Here is a 21,806-nt window from a genome sequence, read left to right on the forward strand (position 1 = left end):
ATCAGGACGCCTCCTTCACTTTTGCTGCGTTGCCCGGCACTGCGACCTTGTGCGCCGTCGGGTGGATCAACACGCGGAACGCACTCTTCTGCGCCAGGCTGTAGAAGTCGTGGGCGAAGTCATCCAGATCCGCTGCCGTCAGTTTCAACCGGCGCAAAAAATAGTTGTAAACCAGCACTGCCGGCACCGCGACGGCGATCCCCACACCCGTGGCGACCAGTGCCGCACCGATTGGCCCGGCGACCGTTTCCAGGCTCGCCGAACCTGCGGCGCTGATGCCTTTCAACGCTTCCATGATTCCCCACACCGTGCCGAACAAACCAATGAACGGCGAGGTGCTGCCAATACTGGCGACCACTGCCAGGCCTGTTTCCAGCGAACGGCGTTCGCGGACAATTTGCTGACGCAGGGCACGCTCCAGTCGATCCTGATGGTTGATCGCCTGGCTCAAATCATTGGCCTGTGGCGCCTCGCCCACCTGAATCGCCGCGTAACCGGCCTGTGCCACCCGCGCTGCAGCGCCAGGCTGGGTTTCACTCAACTCGGCGGCAGAATCGAGACTCGACGCCGCCCAGAAACGCTTATGAAAGCGCCGATCCTGTGCCTTCAGACGTCCGAACTGCAAAGCCTTGAGCAATGCCAGCCCCCAAGTGGCGACGGAAAAAACCACCAGCAGCCAGATCACCGCGCTTTCGATGGATTCCAGTGGAGATGCCAGTAACGTCATGATGTATTCCTCGTGTAAACGTTTCGCGCGAATTTGGTTTCGGTTTAATGAATCTTGAAATCGATGGGCACGCTGACCCAGCCGTCCTGGGCGACATCACCCTGCTTGGCCGGGACGAAACTCCAACGTTTGACGGCGTTCAGCGCCGCGTCGTCGAGCTGTTGCCGGCCGCTGCTTTTGGCTATCTGGATCTCACCCGGCTTGCCGCTGGCCAACACATGCACACGCAGCAACACCGTGCCTTCCCAACCGCGACGCTGAGCCAGCGACGGGTATTCCGGTGCCGGGTTTTTCAGGTACGCGGCATTCGCTGACGCCGGGGTTACCGGTGCCGGCGCGGGTGGCGCAGGTGGCGCTGGCGCTGCAACCGGGGCTGCCGGTTGTGGCGGCGCGGGCGGTTGCTCGACGGCTTTCGGCGCTGGCTTGGGGGCTTGTTTAATCACCGGTTTGGGTTTCGGAACGGGTTTTGGCGGCGGTGGTTTTACCGCCAGTTCGTCTTCTACCGGCGGCGGTGGCTCAACCACAGGCGCAGGTGGCGGCGGCTCGACAACCGGTGGGGCTGGCGGTGCCGGGCGCGAAAACTCGATGGTCATCGGCGGAATTTCCGGCGGCACGATCGGCAGCACTGGCGTCGGCTTCTGGCTGATCCAGTAGATCACCGCGCCATGCACCACCAATGCGAGCACGCCGAGCAGAAGGATTTCGCGCCGACTCAAAATACCTTTGGGCGCACGCTGCAAACGCAGCTGTCCCAACGGCACACGATGCGGCCGGCCGAGATCGACCAATTCGCCACCCGGCGTCTGACGCCACAGCAACTCCTCTGCGCTGGCGGCGGTCTGGACATTGCCCATTGATTCACTCCCTGCGGTCTTTTTGCGTTCTCTACAAAAACTGCCGATCGACCGTTTGTTGAATCCCCCACGGCTGATCGATAGGTGAATCATTGGGTTTGATGCTTATTTCCGAAAGTAATCTTTAACGTTATGCATAGGCCATTATGGAATATATGAATTGATCAATTCCGCCAAAGCCACGTGCCACGCGGGCTGCAGCGATGCCGTGAAAATGGCATGCTTTTCAGGCATTGAAAGTATTCATGCAACGCATCAAATTCGCCTGACCCGGTTTTATGGGACAACTAATACCAAGTAGATAGTTGATTATTATTTTCCCGAAACAAGAAAAAAGGCCGGCGCACTTTCGTGCGTCGGCCCTTCTTGTAAAACAAATGTTATTGCTTGACGAATTCCCCGGCCAGGCCAACAACATCACCATCAAAGTTGGTACGCGAGCCAACCGCACGAACTTTCGAGTAATTGTGATCCGGCGAGAACAATGTCCAGGACTGATAACCAGTGCCGTCATTCAACGCCGCGAAAGTGATGATCGTAGGCTGCCCGGTGCTGTTCTGGAAATGGTAGTGACCGTATGCGATGTCGTAATTGACGCCGTTCTGGCTGAATTTTCCGCTGAAGGTGCCGTTGGAGTCGTTGCCATCGGTAATCGTCAGTTTGGCGCCAGCGTTAGCGTTTACATAATTGCCATTAATGCTCGACATAACAAGATTTCCTTTATCGTTGGATAAGTGTCTTCCGATGAGAGCAAGTTCCCTCCTGGAAACTCACGACAGTCAGAATGGTCGGACATTCAACTATTGTCCACGCGACTTACCAACCAAATTGCAATAAGCACCATTCAACTCGCTCATAATTTATCGCCGTTCGTTCGAGCACTTATTCCAATTAAACTAACGACTGGCACTGGTTTGTTGCGCGCCGACAACCGGGGCATTAACTCCCGTCTCGCAGCGTGGCGTACCCGTTGGCACCCAGTCATAACTCACAGCCAGCGCCCGATACGCCTGCTGATAGACGAACCGTAAAACGCCCACCCCGGCAGCTTTGAGTTCGCCGCGCTGTACTGCCAGACTACTTTTTTGCCGCCCCACTCCAGCTCTGATCCCAGAGCGACGAATCAGAAGTCGTAGCGACCGGTGACGCCCAGCGTGCGCGGTGTGCCGAGCAGGCCTTCATAGCCGCCGTTGCCGCCCGTCCACAGGGTCGTGTAGTAAGTTTTGTCGAAGGCGTTTTTCAGCCACAGCGACACGTCCCACTGACCCTGATTGAAGTCGCCGCGCAGGCCGGTGGAGAAGTTGACCACGGCGTAACTCGGGATCTGTCCGTAGTCGGAATCCTCGACCGTGCCGACGGCTTTCGAGCGAAACGCATAGCTCGCGGTGACGTAGGGTTCGAAGCCGTTATCCAGATTCCATTTGTATTCACCGTTGGCGTTGCCGATCCATTTCGAGGCGCCGACCACTTGATGACCGCTGAGGTCGCAAGACGCTGGAGCACCCGGCGCCTGGCTGACTTCCGGCGGGCACGGGGCATCTTTGTACGAGAGGTAACTGACGTCGTTGTAGGAGCCGTTGATGTTCAATGTCAGGCCGCGCAACGGGATCACCGTGCTTTCGAACTCGACCCCGCGTGAACGTACGGAACCGGCGTTGGTCAGGTATTGCACGCGGTTTTCAGCGTCGTAGGCGTTGGTCTGGTAAGCATTGACCTGGGTCCAGAACACGTTGGCGTTGAGTTGCAAACGGTGGTCCCACAGCGTGCTCTTGAAACCGAGTTCGGCGTTGTTCGCGCGTTCGGTGCCGATCAGCAACGAATCGGCGCCGGCCACCGGTGCGGAACCGACCGCGAGGTTAACCCCGCCGGATTTCTCGCCGTGGGACAACGTGGCGTAGCCGAGCACATCATCGGTGATGCGATAGCTGAGGTTGAGCAGCCCGGACGGACTGGAACTGTACTGATTCAGATCGCCGGAATCGTAGGCGCCGGCACGACCGCGCCGCGCCGTGGCCGCAGCGCCCGTTACGGCAGCGCCACCAATCGGCGCATCCCGTGTGACCCAGGCAGATTTTTCTTCATAAGTGCCACGTACCCCGGCGGTGAAGTCCAGCCGCTCGGTAAGGTGCCAGGTGCCTTGGGCGAACAGCGCGAAGCTGTCGGTCTTGATATGGCCGTTGCCAATACTGGTGACATTGGCCAGCGCTCCGCGCGCCGTGCCATTCCAGATATCGGCTTGCGGGCCGTAATAGGCGAAGGATTTGTTGTCCAGATCCGAACCGAAGTAGTAGGCGCCCACGACGTAATCGAAGAACTCACCCTTGGGTGAGGCCAGGCGAAATTCCTGCGAGTACTGCTTGTCTTCCACCGACACCCCGGCGTTATAACTCGCCGGCACGTTGAGGCCGTCGTCGTTGCGCGGAGTGAAATTCCAGAAGCGATAGGAACTGATCGAGGTCAGTGTGAAGTCGCTTGGCAGCGTCCAGTTGGCCTCCACCGAGGTGCCGCCCTGATGCACGGTGACATGCTGGTCATTGTCCAGATTGACCTTGCGGTGCGATCCGTTGACCAGTGTTGCGCCGGCGGCATTGGCCCGCGCCTGATAGAGATTGACGCCGTTGATGGTCGGCCCGGTGTTGTACAGCACGCGGGTACCGGCACTGGAATCCTCTTCGTTGTAGTCGCCGATCCAGCGCAGGTTGAAATCTTCATTGGGCTTGAACAGCAGTTGCGCGCGGAAGCCCTCGCGCGATCCGCCATTCAAATCATGGCCGTCGTATTCGTTTTTGATGTCGCCGTCACTGCGCGTGCGGTAGGCCGAAAAACGCCCGGCCAGTTGGTCGTTGAGCGGCCCGGAAATGGTGCCCTTGGTCTGGAAATAACCGTCCTCGCCGACCGAGGTTTCGATGCTGCGCTCAGGCGTGAGAGTTGGCGCGCGGGTGCTGATATTGATCACCCCGGCGGTGGTGTTTTTGCCGAACAACGTGCCCTGCGGCCCGCGCAGGACCTCAAGCTGCTCGATGTCCATCAAGTCAAACACCGCCATCCCCGGACGGCCCAGATAGACGTTGTCTATGTACAGGCCCACGCTGCCTTCCAGGCCATCGCTCGCCGGGTTGTTGCCGAGGCCACGGATCGACACGCTGGACTGCCGCGCGTGCATGTAGGCGACGTTGACGCTGGGCACCAGTTGCTGCAAATCCTGAATCCGGTAGACGCGCTGCGTCTCCAGATTCTGTCCGCTGACCACACTCATTGGCGTCGGTACGTCCTGCGAACTTTCTTCGCGACGGCGGGTGGTGACGGTCACGGTTTCCAGTTGTGAACTGTTGGCGGCAGGCTTGCCGGCCGGCACCGGCGCCGGGGTTTCCGCTTCGGCGGCGTAACCGTGAGTCCAGCTCGCGCTCCCTGCCAGCAGCAGGGCCAGAGGCAGGCGTTTGAGCCGTCGTGGCGTTAAGGGTGACGCAAGGTTCAACGGACTCATGGCGCGGCTCCTGGTCAAAAAACACACAGACATCATCAACGCTGCATATTCTTTTAAGTTATTTATTTATGGATTTACAAATATTTACTGCATAAGAGATTGCCTTTATAAGGAGTCGACCTAATGCATATCCAATGCATTTCCCGGATATTTTTTATGTGAAAAATGCATATCGACTTGCGCCAACTTCGTCACTTCATCGCCTTGGCTGAACAACGCAGCTTCGTCGCCGGCGCGCAGGCGGTGAACCTGTCGCAGTCGGCGTTCAGCCGCAGCATTCAGGCGCTGGAGCACAGCGTTGGCTGTCAGTTGGTTGATCGCGGGCGCAAGGAGTTACCGCCGACCAAACAGGGCCAGGTGCTGCTGGAGCACGCGCGGCGACTGGTCAGTGGCGCGCAGCAGATGGCCAACGAGATCAGTCAGTTCAAAGGGCTGGAAGCGGGGGAATTACGCTTCGGTTGCGGGCCGGCGCCGGCGGCGGGTTTGATCCCTCGGGCGATTGGCAGCTTTATAGGGCGCTATCCGAAAGCGCGAGTGCAGTTTCAGGTCGATGACTGGCAGAGTCTGAGCAAGCGGTTACTCAGTGAGGAGTTCGAATTCTTCGTCGCGGACACGCGCTACTTCGAGGCCGATCCAGACTATCTGACGCACCGGTTGCGTCCGCGCAAATGGCATTTCTGTTGCCGTGAGGGGCATCCGCTGGCCGGTTTTGAGCGGGTCACGGCCGAACAATTGATGAGCTATCCGCTGGCGGTAAGTATTCGTCCGCCGAACCTGCGCAAGGTCATCATCGACCTCAGCGGCCGCCCGGATTTCACGCCCAATGTGGAATGTGAAAACAGTGCCAGCCTGCTCAGCGTGGTGCTGCGCTCGGAGGCGATCGGGATTGTTGGCGCGTATTCGGATGCGTTGCATCAGGCCAAGGGTGAGCTGGTGTGTCTGCGCATTGAAGGGTTGGCCGATGATCTTGAGGAGTTGTACACCCGTTACGGGATTGTCAGCCGGGCGGGGTATCGGTTGTCGCCGTTGGCGGAAGCGATGATTGAGCAGATCAAGGCGATAGATCAGCAGGATGAGGAGGTTTGCTCGCTGCAGAATCTCGCCGTTTGATCCACCGCTATCGCTGGCAAGCCAGCTCCCACATGATTCGCGCCGAGCACAAACCATTTGAACACTCCCAATACCTGTGGGAGCTGGCTTGCCAGCGATGGCGGCAGTGCAGGCAACGATGCATTTCCTGCATAAAACCCATTCCCCAAATGCACTTGCCGAACACCCCCAGCGAAAGCGACAACCCTCGCCTGTCCCATTGACCGGTGAACCCCATGCCCACCCCGCCAAACCCCGTGCGCAACGTGCTGTACATCATGTGCGACCAACTGCGCCGCGATTACCTGTCCTGCTACGGCCATCCGCATTTGCACACGCCGAACATCGATCGCCTGGCTGCAGCCGGCGTACGTTTCAGCCGCGCCTACACTCAAGGCACGATTTGCGGCCCGTCGCGGATGTCTGCTTACACCGGACGCTATGTCAGCAGTCATCAAGTGGCGTGGAACGCCGTGCCGTTGCCGCTGGAAGAACTGACCATCGGCGATTACCTGCGCCCCCACGGCATTCGTACTGCGCTGGTCGGCAAGACCCACGCCACGGCGAATATCGATGCCTTGCAACGCCTGGCGATCAACCCCGACAGCGAACAGGCCGAAATCCTCAACGAAGTCGGCTTCGAACCCTACATGCGCCATGACGGCATCTATCCCGACGACCCGCTGTTCGACGACAAGCGCGAATCCGCGCCCTACACCCATTACCTGCGCGAACACGGTTTCGACGGCAAAAACCCCTGGCACGACTGGGCCAACGCCGCCGAAGGCACGAACGGTGAAATCCTCAGTGGCTGGCAAATGCGTCATGCGAATTTGCCAGCACGAATTCCCGAGCAACACTCAGAGACTGTCTACACTACAAATCGAGCCATCGACTTCATCACCGAGCAAGGCGAGAAATCGTGGTGTTTACACCTCTCCTATATCAAACCGCACTGGCCCTACATCGTACCGGCGCCGTACCACGCCTTGTACAGTACGAAATCGATTCTCGAAGCAGTCCGCGCGACGCCCTCCGACGCCAGCAAACACCCTGTATACGCTGCCTTTCGCCAGCATGAGGAAAGCCTCAACTTCTCCCGCGATTCAGTACGATTGACTGTAATCCCTACGTACATGGGTCTGATCAAGCAAGTGGATGATCAACTCGGGCGGCTGTTCGATTTTTTGCAGAGCAACGGCCGTTGGGAGGACACGTTGATCGTGTTCACCAGCGATCACGGCGACTTTCTCGGTGATCACTGGTTGGGAGAGAAGGAGTATTTGCTGGAGCAGGCGGTTGGTGTGCCGCTGATCGTGCGCGATCCTCGGGCGGCGGCAGATATCACGCGCGGAACGGTTGATGAGCGACTGGCGGAAACCATCGACGCACTGCCGACGTTTCTTCAAGCATTAGGGCTGCCGGGAGCAGAGCATCGGCTTGAAGGGCGTTCGTTGATCCCGCTTCTACACGGCGAAAATCCGGACTGGCGCCGCTATGCAATCAGTGAATATGACTACGCCTTTCAGGCGCCGGCGCGCGAGCGTTTGGGCCAGCCGATCGACCGTTGCCGCATGACCATGGTGCGTAGCGAGCGCTGGAAATACCTGGCGTACGACGGCTTTCGGCCGCAGTTGTTTGATCTGTTGAATGATCCACAGGAGCTGCGTGACCTGGGAGATGATCCGGCGTTCGCGGCGGTGCGCGAGGAACATGCGGGGTATTTGTTTGAGTGGGTGCGCGGGTTGAAGCGGCGCACGACCATTAGTCATCAGGAGATTGATTGGCGTGGGCAGCGGTTTCGTTATGGTGAGCCGGAAGCCGAGAAGGTTGTTCAGATTGGTGTTTGGTAGCTTTAAGAGCCCCTCACCCTAACCCTCTCCCGTAGGGAGAGGGGACTGAACGAGTTGTTTTTTAGGTTTACGCCGACCTGAAATATCAAGGTTGAACTCAGGTTCGAAAAGCCCCCGATCGGCTCCCTCTCCCCCCGGGAGAGGGCTGGGCGGGCGGCGTTCCGATGAGGGGCTTTTGATCTTCAATCGCGACCTTTGATGGTCTGGCTACGCTGTCCCGAAGCCCCAACCGGCACTTCCCCCTTCAACGTCACCCGACGCACCACTCGATCCTGAGTGCCGTAATCATCAATCGCGTAATGCTGCGTCGAGCGGTTATCCCAGATCGCCACATCACCGGCCTTCCAGCGCCAGCGAACGGTGTTTTCCTGACGAATCACATGGCTCTGCAACAGCCCGAACAGATGCGCCGAATCCGCCTGCGAATAGCCCTTGATGCGTTTGACGAAATGCCCCAGCAGCAAGCTCTTCTCACCGCTGATCGGGTGCACGCGGACCACGGGGTGTTCGGTCTCGTAAACGGTCGAGGTGAAGACCTTGCGATAGCGCTCAAGCTTCTCCGCCGAGACGTCCGGTTTCGCGCTGGCGTAGTCATATTCGTTGCTGTGCACGGCGACCAGTTTGTCGGCCAGTTCACGCAGCTCGGTCGGCAAGCCGTTGTACGCCGTCGCGGTGTTGGCCCACAGGGTATCGCCACCGAACGCCGGCGCGACGACCGAGCGCAGAATCGAGGCTTTCGGGTAGGCGTCGACGAAGGTCACGTCGGTGTGCCAGGAGTTGGCGCGCTGGCCTTCGGCGCCGTCCAGTTCGAGCAGATAACGCGTGCCCTCGCGGGACGGCACCGTTGGATGCGCCACCGGCTCGCCGAGCAAATGCGCGAAGGCTTCCTGACGCTGATCGTCGAGCTGAGTCTGCTCGCGGAAGAACACGACTTTGTATTGGACCAGGGCCTGTTGAATCGCTTCGACGGTGGCGGCGTCCAGCTCACCGGACAGGTGCACGCCACGGATCTCGGCGCCGATACGACCGGCCACCGGATGAATTTCCAGCGCGTGGACAGCGGGTTTTACTGCGAGTGCGGCATTGCTCATGGGTAGACCCTCATCGACTGCTTACGGTTTGGCGGCAGCGAAACAACGCTCTATCTATATTCCATTTACATCTAATAGATAGCCACATGCTTCGTTGACGGAATAAGAGCATGCATTTAAAACCTCTAGTAACCCTCGTCGCAAATGCCTTCGAGCTATTTTTAGGATGCCGGAAAAGCATATGGATCTTCGCCAGTTGCGTTACTTCATCGCCCTCAACGAACACCGCAGTTTTGTCCGCGCGGCCGACGCGATGGGCATCACTCAACCGGCGTTCAGCCGCAGTATTCAAGGGCTGGAGCAAGAGTTCGGTTGCGTACTGGTGGATCGCGGCAATAAGGATCTGCGCCCCACGCCCGAGGGCCAGGTGGTGCTGCAACACGCCCTGACGCTGGTGCAGGGCGCAGCGTTGCTCAGCGCCGAAGTGACGCAGATGACCAAGCTCGACGCCGGCGAGGTGCACTTCGGCTGCGGCCCGGCACCGGCGGTGAAACTGGTGCCGGATGCGGTGGCGCAATTCATCAATGCGCACCCGAAAGTGCGCACCTGTTTTCAGGTGGATAACTGGGAAAAACTCAGCCGCGCACTGAGCCGTGAAGAGATCGAGTTCTTCATCGCCGACATTCGCCATTTCGAGTCCGATCCGAACTTCCAGACCCAGGCGCTGACGCCCAAGCGCGGGGTGTTTTTCTGCCGCCCGGGGCATCCGTTGCTGGCCAAGGAAAGCCTGTCGACCAACGATATGTTCGACTATCCGCTGGCGACCACGCTGATCCCGCCGGGCATTCGCAAACTGCTGGCGAACCTCAGCGGGCGCATCGATTTTTCCCCGAGCATCGAGACCGAGCACTTTCCGGCGCTGGTCAAAGTGGTGCTGCAATCGAATGCGATTGGCGTCGGTACGGAGGAGGCATTTGTCGAGGACATTGCCAAGGGTTCGCTGGTGTTGCTGCACTGGCGCAATTTGCCGCAGAACCTGGAGAGCATGAATGCGCGCTGCGGGATTGTCAGTCGTACCGGGTTTCGGCTGTCGCCGGCGGCACGGGCAATGATCGAGACGTTGGTGGCGGTGGATCGGCAGAAGATCAGCGTCGCTGTTTAGGGCCCTTTCGCGAGCAGGCTCGCTCCCACAGTGGTTCGGTGGTGAATGCAGAATCTGTGTTCACCTAAGAACCCTGCTCGCGAAGAGGCCAGAGCAGGCGCTAGAGATTCATAGCTTGGCCGCAGCCAGCTCAGGCGCCACCCAATCGCTGACCTTGAACGGCTTGCGAATCAGCCTCTCCTTCGCCGCCAGATCCACCGAGTCCTGCAACTTGCCAAGGAACACCGGATCCAGCGTCGACGGGAACACTTCGCTCAACTTCTGATCCTGCAGATCCTGGGTCAGGATCACCGGCGGATAGCTGGCCAAACCCGAGACCAGTTGCACGTAAGCGGCCTTGTTGCTGTCCTGCGTCAGCCACTCCACGGCCTGTTGTTGCGCCTTGAGCAGCTTGGCCACTGCTTCCGGGTGCGCGTCGACAAACTTGCCCGTGCCGACCAGTACCGACTGCACGCTGCCTGCGCCACCGAGATCCTTGGTGTTCAGCGGCAACTCGGCCAGCCCCTTGGCCTGCAATGCGCTCAACCCGGAGCTGCCCCATGACGCATCGATCTGCTTGGCTGCCAACGCCGCGACCGCCGCATTGAAATCCAGATTGATGACTTTCAGGTCCTTCTCGCTGAGGCCCTGACTGGCCAGCGCCGCATCAAACGACAACTGCGTCGCGGTGCCACGGAAGATCGCCACGCGCTTGCCCTTGAGATCCTGCAACGTCTTGATCCCCGAACCCGGCACCACGCCCAGATACTGCTTCACGCCACGGGCACTGGCGCTGAGCAAACGCGTATCCAGGCCGTTGGACTTGCCGATGATTGCCGCCAGGTCGCCCAGATACGCCAGATCAACCTGACCGTTGGCAAACGCCTCATTGATCACCGGTCCCGCGCCTTTGAAGAAACTCCACTGAATCTTGATGCCCTGATCGGCGAAGGCCTTTTCGAAGATCTGCTGATCGCGCAACACATCAACCACACCCCCACCGCTGTGCTGAGTGCCGGCGCTCAGGTCAGGCACGGCGATCCTGATTTCCTTGAGCTCGTCGGCATGCGCGGTGAACGCCAGCAGGCCCGCCAGAGCCGGAACGGCAAACAGACTGAAAACACGTTTGAAGGGAAGGTTCATGGGTGCTGCTCCTTGATCACGACGGGCGTTGAGGAGCCGAAAGTAGGCCGAACGACTACCAGCGCTTAAATACTATAAATGCACATTTTTATAGCTTTTTACGCTAAGCGAGCAGCGCCGGGGCTTGCAGCGGCATATGCATTAACAGCATTGAAAATATTCTTCGAATGCATTGGATGCGTGTGGGCTGGAGGCCTTAAATGGCGCTGCTTATCTCTAAAAACAACTTATTAAAGATTATTTATAACCATTAGCTCTTAGTTAATACCGCAAGAGATCGCAGCCTTCGGTAGCTCCTACAGGGGTCACTTCACGGACGCATTCCCCCGCAGGAGCTGCCGAAGGCTGCGATCTTTTGATCTTGATCTTGAGCCAACCCGACAACGGAGGTCACCCATGGCCCGCCAATCCTTGCTCAGTCTCCCCCTGCCCGCGCCGCCGCTGAAAAGCCGCCGCACCTGGCCAAGCCTGAACCAACGCCTGTTGCCTTGGCTGCTGCCGCTCAGTCTGTTCACGCTGTGGTGGCTGGCCGCAGGCAATGAATGGATGAGCGAGCAGATCTTGCCGGCGCCGTCGCTGGTCTGGAACAGCGCTGTCGAGCTGTCTCAAGGCGAGTTATGGAGCCATTTGTGGATCAGCCTGCAGCGTTTGTTCTGGGGCCTGCTTGCCGGGGTTTCGGCCGGTGCATTGCTCGGCGCAGCACTGGGCTTCAGTCAGCGTCTTGAACGTTTGATCTTCCCGACCTTCGCCGGCCTGTCGCAAGTACCGACGCTGGCGTGGATTCCCTTGTTCATGGTTTTTTTCGGCATCGGCGAAGTGCTGAAACTGGTGGTGCTGATCAAAGCGATCGTGGTGCCGGTGACGCTGCACACACTCGTCGGCGTAAGAGATGCCCAGCCGAAATTGCGTGAAGCCGCCGCCGTTTTGCGCCTGCCGCCACGCCTGCTGATTCGGCGCCTGGTATTGCCCGCCGCCCTCCCCGCGTTCATGGCCGGCGTACGTCTGGCGCTCGCCGCCGGATGGACCTCATTGCTGGCCGTCGAGTTGCTGGCCTCCAGCGAAGGCATCGGCTACCTGATGGTCTGGGCGCGACAACTGTTCATGCTCGACATCGTGTTCGTCTGCATCGTCGTCATCGGTTTGATCGGCGTGGCGATGGATCGCGGTATCGGTCTGCTGGACAAGAAACTGGTGCACTGGCCGCACCCGGCCACTGCCGAAATCCGTCGCGGCCCGCGCTATCAAGGCTGGCAGCGTTTGCAACCGTGGCTGCTGCCGTTGGGCTTGTTGGCACTGTGGCAATTGGCGAGTGACCAGCAGTGGGTCGACGCCAATATTCTGGTCAGCCCGTTGGCCGTTTTGAGCACGGCATGGGCTGGCGTGCTCGATGGCACGTTGATCAGCGGCATGGCGCTCAGCCTCGGTCGCACCCTCGGCGGTTTGCTGTTAGGCGGCGGACTCGGTTTCGCCCTCGGCTTGCTGCTGGGCTTGTCGCGCACCAGCGAACGCCTGCTCGGCCCAACTCTCGCGGCCATCCGCCAGATCGCCATTTTCGCCTGGGTGCCGCTGCTCACCGCGTGGTTCGGCCTCGGCGAATTGGCAAAGTGGGTGTTCGTCGCCCTCGCTGCATTCTTCCCGCTGTTTATCGCCACGCAACGCAGCGTCGCCAACCTCTCGCCACAGCTCAACGAAGCCGCGCAAGTGCTGCGCCTGAGCCTCGGCCAGCGTCTGCGTCGATTAGTGCTGCCCGGCGCCGCGCCGGGGATTTTCGCCGGTCTGCGCCTGAGCCTGATCTACGCCTGGCTCGGCACCATCGGCGCCGAATATTTCATGCCGTCCAATGGCGGCATCGGCAGCCAGATGATTGGCGCACAACAACTGCTGCGCATGGACCTGATCATGGCCGGCATGCTTTTCGTCGGTCTCACCGGCGCCCTGCTCAACCTCATTGGCCAACGCCTGGAAATTCACGCGACCCGCTGGAGACACGCATGAACGCACCGATTGTCAGCTTCAATCACGTAGGCAAATCCTTCGACGTCGACGGTTTCGAACTGGAGGCGATTCGCGAATTCAACCTGGACATCGCCGAGGGCGAATTCGTCGCCATTGTCGGCTCCAGCGGCTGCGGTAAATCCACCTTGCTGCGCTTGCTGGTGGGCCTGGATACGCAGTTTCGCGGGCAGATTACCGTGGACGGCAAAGCCGTCAGCGGCATCGGTGGCGAGCGTGGCATCGTCTTTCAGGAGCACCGTTTGTTCCCGTGGCTCACCGTCGCCGACAACATCGGTCTGGGCTTGGTCAACGAACCGCTGAGCGTTGCGCAGAAGCAACAACGGATCAACGACTTCATCGATCTGGTCGGCCTGCGCGATTTCACCCGCGCCTACCCGCATCAGTTGTCCGGCGGCATGGCCCAGCGCGTGGCGATCGCTCGCGGCCTCGTCGCCAGCCCACGCATTCTGCTGCTTGATGAACCCTTCGGTGCCCTTGATGCACTGACCCGCCAGCAGATGCAGGACGAGCTGTTGGCGATTCGCGATCGCGCAAAAATCACCACGATCCTCGTCACCCATGACGTCGAAGAAGCGATCTTCCTCGCCGACCGCGTGGTGGTGATGGAGCCGCGCCCGGGACGGATCAAGCAAGTGGTCGACATCGCCCTGCCGCACCCGCGTCAGCGCAGCAGTTTCGACTTCCATCAGTTGCGTGAAGAACTGCTGCACGAACTGACCAGTGATGACCATTACCAACCGAGCGTGCCAGTGCAGATCCGCGATCTGCCGCTGACGTTCATTGCCTGCTGAACAGGAGTTTTGCGATGCCGCAACGTCCCAATTTTCTGGTGATTCTTGCCGACGATTTAGGTTTCTCCGACATCGGTGCGTTCGGCGGCGAAATCGCCACGCCGCACCTTGATGCCCTGGCCAACAACGGCCTGCGCCTGACCGACTTTCATACCGCGCCAACCTGTTCGCCGACCCGTTCGATGTTGCTGACCGGCACTGACCACCACATCGCCGGCATCGGCACCATGGCCGAAGCGCTGACCCCAGAGCTGATCGGCAAACCGGGTTACGAGGGTTACCTCAATGATCGTGTTGTGGCGCTGCCGGAGCTGCTGCGCGAGGCCGGTTATCAAACCTTGATGAGCGGCAAATGGCACCTCGGTCTGAAGGCCGAACTGGCGCCCCATGCACGAGGTTTCGAGCGCTCGTTTTCGCTGTTGCCGGGCGCGGCCAACCATTACGGCTTCGAGCCGACCTACGATGAGCAAACCCCAGGTCTGCTGAAATCCACCCCGGCGCTGTACATCGAGGACGACAACTTCCTCGACGAATTGCCCAAGGATTTCTATTCCTCCGATGCCTTTGGCGACAAGCTGCTGCAATACCTCAAGGAGCGTGACCAGAGCCGGCCGTTCTTCGCCTATCTGCCGTTCTCCGCGCCGCACTGGCCGTTGCAGGCGCCGGCCGACATTGTCGAGAAATACCGTGGCCGCTATGACGCCGGGCCGGAAGTGCTGCGTCTGGAGCGACTGGAAAAACTCAAAGCGTTGGGGCTGATCGAGCCAGACGTCGAGCCGCATCCACTGATTCAGTTGACCCAACAGTGGGACGCGTTGAGCGAGGAACAAAAACAGATTTCCGCGCGGGCGATGGAGGTCTACGCGGCGATGGTCGAGCGCATGGACTGGAACATCGGCCGGGTCGTCGACTATCTGCGCCAGCAGGGGCAACTCGACAACACGTTCATCCTGTTCATGTCCGACAACGGTGCCGAAGGTGCGCTGCTGGAGGCGTTCCCGAAATTCGGGCCGGAGTTGATGACCTATCTGAACCAGCATTACGACAACAGCCTGGACAACATCGGCCGGGCCAATTCCTACGTCTGGTACGGGCCGAACTGGGCGCAGGTAGCGACTGCGCCGTCGCGTCTGTTCAAGGCGTTCACCACCGAGGGCGGAATTCGCGTGCCGGCGCTGCTGCACTATCCGCAGTTGCCGCTCAAAGGGCAGATCAGCCATGGTTTCGGCACGGTGATGGACATCACGCCGACCATTCTCGATCTGGCCGGCGTGAGGCATCCGGGCAAGCTCTGGCACGGCAAACCGGTAGCGCCGTTGCGCGGTAAATCGTGGTTGGGATTCTTGTCCGGCGAGACCGCGCAAGTGCATGACGAGCATACGGTGACGGGTTGGGAGTTGTTCGGACGGAGAGCGATTCGCCAAGGGTCGTGGAAAGCGGTATGGATTCCCGGGCCGGTGGGGCCGGCGACGTGGCAGCTCTATGATTTGAGCAGTGATCCGGGGGAGATTCATGATCTGGCGTTGAGTGAGCCGGACAAGCTCAGCACGTTGATCGGGCATTGGCAGCAATATGTGGAAGAGACCGGGGTGATTCTCAGTGCTTCGCCGTTTCAGCCGGATTGAGACAGGATCAAGAGCCCCTCACCCCAGCCCTCTCCCAGAGGGAGAGGGGGAAAGGGAGCAGATCTTCATGTTCTTCAAACCTGAGTTCGACTCGCAGTTTCAGGTCGATGTATCAAGCGCAAACAACTCGGTCAGTCCCCTCTCCCTCTGGGAGAGGGCTAGGGTGAGGGCAGCTTGTCAGGCCTCCACCGCCTCACCAGACACCGCAACTTCATCCCGACGAACAAAGCGGTTCGCCCGCCCGAACGTGCCGAAATCATTGAACCGCACGCCCATCTCGCGCATCACCTTATGCGCCACTGGTACGGTCATCTGGCGAATGTAAAACGGCTCCTTCACGACAAAATGATGGATCCCGTGACTGCTGCCAAAGTTGAAGCAAAACGCCTGCAACGGCCACAACCACCACGGGTTCAGCACCTGGCACTGCTGCAGCACATTGCCCAACTCGACATCGCCGTAGTAATGCATGTTCGAGCTGATGAAGTGCAGGCAAAACGTGCGCAACACATTCGGGCCGATGATCACCACGGCGGCGATATCGATCACCTGCATCACCGACAACGTCGTCGCCGACCACTCGATTGGCGAACCCAGCAGATAGGCGATGCCATTGGCCGCATGAAAACCGAGAAACACATACCAGGCGCCCCAATGCACCAGCGCCAGCGGCGCGTAGACCTTCAGCGTGCGCTTGATGATGCTGAACTTGTGCGCCCAGGTCTTGGCCCGCAGCATGCGGATAAACGCCGACATTACGTTGTCGCCGACCATCAGCAAGCGCGCAAAACCCCATGGTTCGCCGTTGGTGATCGCGCGCTCCTCCATGTCGGTTTCAGTCCCGGAGACCTTGTGGTGATTGAGGTGCAGATGCCGGCGGATCCACGGGTTGATCGTGCTCGGCCGCGCCAGCCAGACCAGGCCCATCATCAGGTTGTGCGGCACACGCTGCTTGCGGAAGTACATGCTGTGGATCAGGTCATGCTCCAGCTCATGGGTCAGCGAAGCAAAAAACGCGTTGAGCAGCAGGCACACCCACCACGCCATATGGCCGCTGATGTACAACGCTGCCGAACCGATCATCCCCGCCAGGGCAAAGGCCAGAATCCCCGCGCCCAGCGCATCCTGATGCTGGAGAATCGGGTAGCGCTGACGCAGCTCGACGCCTCTGGCCAGCACCACTTCGCGAATATGCGCTGATCGCTGGGCAGCATTGTGTCGCTGGGGACTTGCAGAAGTACCGTCCATGCTTCCATCCTCTGTTTATGGATGCTCGCATCGTGCCTCGTCAGACCTTGTTTCGCGGTAGCCGAGAACGCCAACCTGTTGACCGGAAGCGCCAATCAGCATGAAGGAACCGACCTCTCTCGCCAGTTGGACCCGTGCCTTGCGCAAGCAACTCGATGCGCTGGGGCTGGACAGCATTGCCCTGTGCCAACAGGCCGGGCTCGACCCGAACTTGATGGACGACCCCAACGCGCGCTATCCACTGTCCGGCACCACGCGCCTGTGGGAAATTGCCGTGCAGAGCAGCGGCGACCCGGCGATTGGTTTGCGCGTATCGCGGTTCGTCAGCCCGACTACTTTTCATGCACTCGGTTATGCGCTGGTGGCCAGCGGCAGTTTGCGCGAAGTGTTCGAACGCATCGTGCGCTATCACCCGGTGGTCAGCGATGCGCTGGAGCTGGAGCTGAGCCGCGGCGACGACCGCTACCAATTCCGTCTGAAAATTCCGTCAGGCAATCCGGCGCCAGCCTTCGAAGCCATCGACGCCTTCACCGCGATCTACGTGCGCACCTGCCGCAATCGCCTCGGCCGCGACTACGCGCCGCTGGCCGTGTACCTGCGCCGCCCGGAACCGAGCGATTCGCAGCAATGGCACAAAGTCTTCCGCGCCCCGGTGCACTTCGGCTGCGTCGAGGATCGCCTGGAGTTCGCCCTCGCCGACTTCGACAGCCACCTCGACGACGCCAACCCGGAACTCGCCGAACACAATGAAGCGGTGCTCAATCGCACGATGGCCCAGCTCCAGCCGCTGACCTGGGAGCGCAAGGTTCGCGATGCCATTGAAGAGCAACTGCCGGAAGGTGAGCCCAGTGCCGAACGGATTGCTCAGGCCTTGCACCTGAGTCTGCGCAGTCTGCAAAGGCATCTGGCGGATGAAGGTTGTCGCTTTGATACGTTGCTCAACGAGAGCCGCGAGAATCTGGCGCTGCTGCACCTGCGCGATCCGCAGTGCTCGTTGAGTGAGGTGAGTTATTTGCTGGGTTTTGCCGACACCAGCAGCTTCAGCCGCGCGTTCAAGCGCTGGACGGGGCTGACGCCGGGGCAGTTTCGCGATGGCTTGCGCTGATCGTCAGCTTTTACTCAGGCTGCGCGCCATACCAGACAACCATTGTTCGATCATCGCAGCACCCATCTCAGCGAACGCTGGATGACCTGCGCTGTACTCGGCCATTTCGCCCATCGTTATCTGCATGCCATTAGCGACTTGCTGCAGTAATTCATTGCAACGCGCTTCGGTCAGATTGCAGGCAGTTCGACCAAAGCGCACCAGCATTTTGTGCTTTGGCCAGGCCTTCGAACCACCCAACAGCAACGCCATACTGTCGTTCTTTATGTAGACCGAGGTGGTGATGATGTCGTATGCGGGGGCGAGCCTGATTACTGATTCCTCACCGCAGTTTTCGTAAAGCACGCCAAAATTTTTTAGATGCGCGTCGCCGTTTTTCAGGCCTGCGGACAAAGCCACTATTTTGAAAAATGCTTCCAGCGCCTGATTGAGCAGCGCGGGTGACACAAACGCTTTGATCTGCCGGGCCGCACCTTCGTAAGAGCCGTCGTATTTGGCCTTCGATGACCAACCATTGAGTACGCAAAAGTCCTCGAAACCGAGGTAGCCCGTAGAGCTCAAGTCAAAGCGCTCGATGACCAGAAATTTGCCCTGCTCGCTGAGCTCGAACTTTGGCACTTCAAGCCCGCAGTGCTGCGCGGCACGCATGCAGAAGTATTCGTTGGTTGCCAACTGCGGATATTCATCGGCACGAAACGCTTTGACCAGATGGGTTGACCCTCGATGAGTCAGGCGATCAATCCCAGCAGTACTGTCACGTACCAGCACTTTGGGCTGCACACCTGACACCCCGGAATACTGACCATAGGTTTGCAACAGATCCTCAAACAAGCCTTGCGCGCCATCGTGCACCAGCAGATCGGCCAGAGACGTTTCGGGCGGGCAGTCCGCCGGCGATGCGTTGGCAATTGACAAACGACCGAGTTGAAAAGGACCGACGATCGCCAACAATGCAAAGTCATCGAAACCACGAACCGCTTTACTGAAGCGCCGGACCAGCTCATCACGCAGCGCACCCTCAGGCAAATTCATCTCGAAGACCGGATGGATACCATGCTCCCAACCATAAGTTTCCAGACGGGGCGGCATTGTCAGTGACACGGCGTTTTTGTCACTGGTCTCTTCGCGGTAACTGAAGACGCTATCCGCGCGATCCTGCCCGCGCCCCAGTGTTCCCGCTATTTGCCCACCGACGCAGACGTTCAATCGATCCGTCGATTCAGTCATGGAAATTTACCTTTTGCAGCGCATCAAGCGTCGGGCGGCGAGACTGACGGGGAACCGCCGTCAACTCATAGCCGAACCCGTTCAGGATCGCTTCCACCTTGCGCAAACCGATTTCCGAGACCGTGTTGTTTTCGATTCCCGAGATGGTCGCGCGACTCATGCCGTATTGCTGGGCCAGCGCCTGCTGCGACAGTTTGCTTGCCTTGCGCAAAGCTCTAATCAACTCACCAAGCTGTTCCATGACGAAATCCTGCATTATTTACGATGCAAATCTAAACTATTTCTTTATTTTGCATCATATTTGATGCAGTCATTGATCGAGCTTAGCCTAATTTGGAATGATCAAGAAGCTGTCACCGGACCACCGCAAAGCCCAACTCAAAAACGCTGCCGTCAGCATCACTGTTCACCCGCACCTGCCCGCCATGCAATTGCATGATCGACTGCACAATCGCCAACCCCAACCCACCGGAATCCCCCGGCTCTGCCCGTGCAGGATCGACGCGGTAGAAACGGTCGAACAGTTTGCCCAGGTGCTCTGGCGCAATGGCCGGGCCGTGGTTGTGCACCTGCAACCAGCAGCAACCTGACTCATCGCGGCGACGCAGGCTGATCACGGTTCCGGGATCGGCATGACGCACGGCATTGGCCAGCAGATTGCCCAGCGCACGCTGCAACAGTTGCTGATCGGCAAACAGTTCGCCGTGCAATTGATTCTCCAGCCGTAGATCGCGGTCATCGGCCAAGGCTTCAAAGTAGTCACACAGTTCACCGCCAACGCTGTGCAAGTCCAGCGTTTGCAGATTGAGCGCGCGCTCGGCCTGCTCAGCGCGGGCAAGGAACATCAGGTTTTCCGCCATGCGCTTGAGCCGTTCGAACTCTTCCATGTTCGAAGCCAGCACTTCCTGATACTCCTCGGTGCTGCGCGGATGATTCAGCGCCTGCCCGTTGCTCGCCAACAAGGTGTGCAGCGGCGTACGAATCTCGTGGGCGAGGTCAGCGGAGAACTGCGACAGGCGCTGCACGCTGTCGTCCAGCCGCGCGAGCATGCCGTTGAGCGCCTGCACCGGTTCAAGCAGTTCGGCGGGCGTGCCGTTGGCGGGCAAGCGTTGGTCGAGGCTGCGCAGATCGATGCCGCGCACCGCTGCGCTCAACTGCCGTAACGGTTGCAGACCCCGGCGCAGCAACAGCAAGCCCAAGGCAAAGGCAAGCAACGCACCGACGCCGACGGCCAGATAAAGGCGTAAACGGTAACTGGCGAGCATCTGTTCGCGTTCGCTCAGCACCTTGCCGGCGATGACGGTCAGCGGCTCACCGTTCGGCCCTTGCGCTTCACCGGACAACAGCGCCAGCTCGGCACCATCCGGCGCTTGCCACGTCAGCACGTCGCGGCGCTGCGGCGTTTGCTCGCGGGGGATCGCGTTCAGCGCCGGCAATTCGCGTTGACGTGGATTAATGGCGATCACACTGGAACCATCGGCGCGGCGCACCAGCAACAGGCTGTCGAGATTACCGAGCATGTTTTGATACAACCGCGGCCGTGCCTGCAAGGCGCCCAGGCTGTCGCTGTCGGCGAGCAAGGCGCGGACCTGTTCCAGCCGCCCAAGCAACGCGAGGTCATCACGCCAGGCGATTTCCGTGGCCAGCGAGCGGTAGAGAAACACGCCAATCGCGCTCAGCACCAAAGCGCAGACCAATGCGAACGCCAGCGCCAGGCGCCAGGCGATCGACCTAGAGCGCATCGTCAGGCGCTTCCAATTGATAACCGACACCGCGCACGGTGTGGATCAGTTTCGGCATGTAGGGATCATCGACTTTGGAGCGCAAACGGCGCACTGCAACCTCGACCATGTTGGTGTCGCTGTCGAAATTCAGGTTCCACACCTGCGAGGCGATCAGCGTGCGCGACAGCACTTCGCCCTGGCGACTGGCGAGCAATTGCAGCAGGGCGAATTCCTTGTTGGTCAGGGCAATGCGCTGGCCACCACGGCTGACGCGGCGGCGCAGGACGTCGATTTCCAGATCGGCGATGGTGTACGACTCCGCTTCGCGCATCGGCCCACGCCGCAGCAAGGTGCGTACCCGCGCGAGCAGTTCGGCGAAGGCGAAGGGTTTGAGCAAGTAATCGTCAGCGCCCAGCTCGAGGCCGCGCACGCGGTCTTCAATAGCGTCCTTGGCGGTGAGAAACAACACCGGCGTGGCGCCGCGCTGGCGGATCAGTTGCAGCAATTGCCAACCGTTGAGGCCCGGCAGCATCACGTCGAGGATGATCAGGTCGTACTCCTGCTGCTCGATAAAATAGCGCCCATCGAGGCCATTGAGCGCCACGTCTACGGCAAAACCCGACTCGCCCAGGCCTTTGGCGAGGAAATTTGCGGTTTTGGCTTCATCTTCTACGACCAGCAAACGCATGGCACACCTCGATTGATCAGGCGTACAGGCTAGGCGCCTTCGGCGGCGTTGCCCATTACA

Annotated in this window: 18 protein-coding genes and 1 pseudogene; 7 read left to right on the forward strand and 12 right to left on the reverse strand. The window is 59.6% G+C overall.

The window, feature by feature from the left end; genetic code table 11:
• Nucleotide 1 precedes the first annotated feature (1 nt).
• From M9827_RS18110 to M9827_RS18130, 5 genes and pseudogenes are all read right to left on the reverse strand, one after another.
• Entirely contained in the window at nucleotides 2-727 is a 726-nt protein-coding gene (locus tag M9827_RS18110; protein ID WP_250606459.1) for a MotA/TolQ/ExbB proton channel family protein, read from the reverse strand.
• A 44-nt stretch (nucleotides 728-771) separates the two neighbouring features.
• Complete coding sequence (locus tag M9827_RS18115) at nucleotides 772-1,581, reverse strand: energy transducer TonB (protein ID WP_095125255.1); 810 nt, start codon at nucleotides 1,579-1,581, stop codon at nucleotides 772-774.
• 380 nt (nucleotides 1,582-1,961) lie between these two features.
• Nucleotides 1,962-2,288 (reverse strand): hypothetical protein, encoded by a 327-nt coding sequence (locus M9827_RS18120; RefSeq protein WP_007952780.1) that lies wholly within the window; start codon nucleotides 2,286-2,288, stop codon nucleotides 1,962-1,964.
• Between the two features lie 189 nt (nucleotides 2,289-2,477).
• Nucleotides 2,478-2,665 (reverse strand): annotated as a pseudogene (locus M9827_RS18125) (ArsR family transcriptional regulator); the annotation flags it as partial.
• 39 nt (nucleotides 2,666-2,704) lie between these two features.
• A complete protein-coding gene (locus M9827_RS18130; protein WP_250606460.1) occupies nucleotides 2,705-5,065 on the reverse strand; it encodes a TonB-dependent receptor in 2,361 nt (786 codons plus the stop codon).
• A gap of 165 nt (nucleotides 5,066-5,230) precedes the next feature.
• On the opposite strand from M9827_RS18130, the gene M9827_RS18135 reads away from it, so the two are divergent.
• Nucleotides 5,231-6,175 (forward strand): LysR family transcriptional regulator, encoded by a 945-nt coding sequence (locus M9827_RS18135; protein WP_250606461.1) that lies wholly within the window; start codon nucleotides 5,231-5,233, stop codon nucleotides 6,173-6,175.
• A gap of 215 nt (nucleotides 6,176-6,390) precedes the next feature.
• Nucleotides 6,391-8,007, forward strand: a complete 1,617-nt coding sequence (locus M9827_RS18140) for an alkaline phosphatase family protein (protein WP_250606462.1) — start codon at nucleotides 6,391-6,393, stop codon at nucleotides 8,005-8,007.
• A 182-nt stretch (nucleotides 8,008-8,189) separates the two neighbouring features.
• On the opposite strand, the gene M9827_RS18145 is transcribed toward M9827_RS18140, so the two are convergent.
• Nucleotides 8,190-9,098 (reverse strand): TauD/TfdA dioxygenase family protein, encoded by a 909-nt coding sequence (locus M9827_RS18145; RefSeq protein WP_099757694.1) that lies wholly within the window; start codon nucleotides 9,096-9,098, stop codon nucleotides 8,190-8,192.
• A gap of 181 nt (nucleotides 9,099-9,279) precedes the next feature.
• Between M9827_RS18145 and M9827_RS18150 the strand changes: the two genes are divergently transcribed.
• Nucleotides 9,280-10,200, forward strand: a complete 921-nt coding sequence (locus M9827_RS18150) for a LysR family transcriptional regulator (RefSeq protein ID WP_250606463.1) — start codon at nucleotides 9,280-9,282, stop codon at nucleotides 10,198-10,200.
• Nucleotides 10,201-10,308: 108 nt separating this feature from the next.
• On the opposite strand, the gene M9827_RS18155 is transcribed toward M9827_RS18150, so the two are convergent.
• Entirely contained in the window at nucleotides 10,309-11,322 is a 1,014-nt protein-coding gene (locus M9827_RS18155) for an ABC transporter substrate-binding protein (RefSeq protein ID WP_250606464.1), read from the reverse strand.
• A gap of 396 nt (nucleotides 11,323-11,718) precedes the next feature.
• On the opposite strand from M9827_RS18155, the gene M9827_RS18160 reads away from it, so the two are divergent.
• Genes M9827_RS18160 through M9827_RS18170 form a run of 3 tightly spaced genes read left to right on the forward strand, consistent with a single transcriptional unit; the run spans nucleotide 11,719 to nucleotide 15,754 of the window.
• Nucleotides 11,719-13,317 (forward strand): ABC transporter permease, encoded by a 1,599-nt coding sequence (locus M9827_RS18160; protein WP_250606465.1) that lies wholly within the window; start codon nucleotides 11,719-11,721, stop codon nucleotides 13,315-13,317.
• Nucleotides 13,314-14,129 carry an ABC transporter ATP-binding protein gene (locus M9827_RS18165; protein WP_250606466.1) on the forward strand — a complete coding sequence of 272 codons (816 nt, stop codon included), beginning with the start codon at nucleotides 13,314-13,316 and terminating at the stop codon, nucleotides 14,127-14,129. Before M9827_RS18160 ends, M9827_RS18165 begins: the two co-directional genes overlap by 4 nt.
• A gap of 14 nt (nucleotides 14,130-14,143) precedes the next feature.
• On the forward strand, nucleotides 14,144-15,754 hold the full coding sequence (locus M9827_RS18170; RefSeq protein ID WP_250606467.1) for an arylsulfatase: 1,611 nt from the start codon (nucleotides 14,144-14,146) through the stop codon (nucleotides 15,752-15,754).
• Between the two features lie 177 nt (nucleotides 15,755-15,931).
• On the opposite strand, the gene M9827_RS18175 is transcribed toward M9827_RS18170, so the two are convergent.
• Complete coding sequence (locus M9827_RS18175) at nucleotides 15,932-17,002, reverse strand: fatty acid desaturase (RefSeq protein ID WP_250606468.1); 1,071 nt, start codon at nucleotides 17,000-17,002, stop codon at nucleotides 15,932-15,934.
• Nucleotides 17,003-17,102: 100 nt separating this feature from the next.
• Here M9827_RS18175 and M9827_RS18180 point away from each other — a divergent pair, with 100 nt between their 5' ends.
• A complete protein-coding gene (locus M9827_RS18180) occupies nucleotides 17,103-18,107 on the forward strand; it encodes an AraC family transcriptional regulator (protein ID WP_250606469.1) in 1,005 nt (334 codons plus the stop codon).
• Nucleotides 18,108-18,110: 3 nt separating this feature from the next.
• On the opposite strand, the gene M9827_RS18185 is transcribed toward M9827_RS18180, so the two are convergent.
• From M9827_RS18185 to M9827_RS18200, 4 genes are all read right to left on the reverse strand, one after another.
• Complete coding sequence (locus M9827_RS18185) at nucleotides 18,111-19,334, reverse strand: type II toxin-antitoxin system HipA family toxin (RefSeq protein WP_250606470.1); 1,224 nt, start codon at nucleotides 19,332-19,334, stop codon at nucleotides 18,111-18,113.
• On the reverse strand, nucleotides 19,327-19,575 hold the full coding sequence (locus tag M9827_RS18190) for a helix-turn-helix domain-containing protein (protein ID WP_250606471.1): 249 nt from the start codon (nucleotides 19,573-19,575) through the stop codon (nucleotides 19,327-19,329). Before M9827_RS18190 ends, M9827_RS18185 begins: the two co-directional genes overlap by 8 nt.
• A 112-nt stretch (nucleotides 19,576-19,687) precedes the next feature.
• The gene (locus tag M9827_RS18195) at nucleotides 19,688-21,076 is read right to left on the reverse strand and encodes a heavy metal sensor histidine kinase (protein WP_250606472.1); all 1,389 of its coding nucleotides are present in this window, start codon (nucleotides 21,074-21,076) and stop codon (nucleotides 19,688-19,690) included.
• A complete protein-coding gene (locus tag M9827_RS18200) occupies nucleotides 21,066-21,746 on the reverse strand; it encodes a heavy metal response regulator transcription factor (RefSeq protein WP_038367211.1) in 681 nt (226 codons plus the stop codon). Before M9827_RS18200 ends, M9827_RS18195 begins: the two co-directional genes overlap by 11 nt.
• Nucleotides 21,747-21,806: the final 60 nt, after the last annotated feature.

It is taken from the genome of Pseudomonas sp. AKS31, assembly GCF_023634765.1.
Taxonomy (GTDB): Bacteria; Pseudomonadota; Gammaproteobacteria; order Pseudomonadales; family Pseudomonadaceae; genus Aquipseudomonas.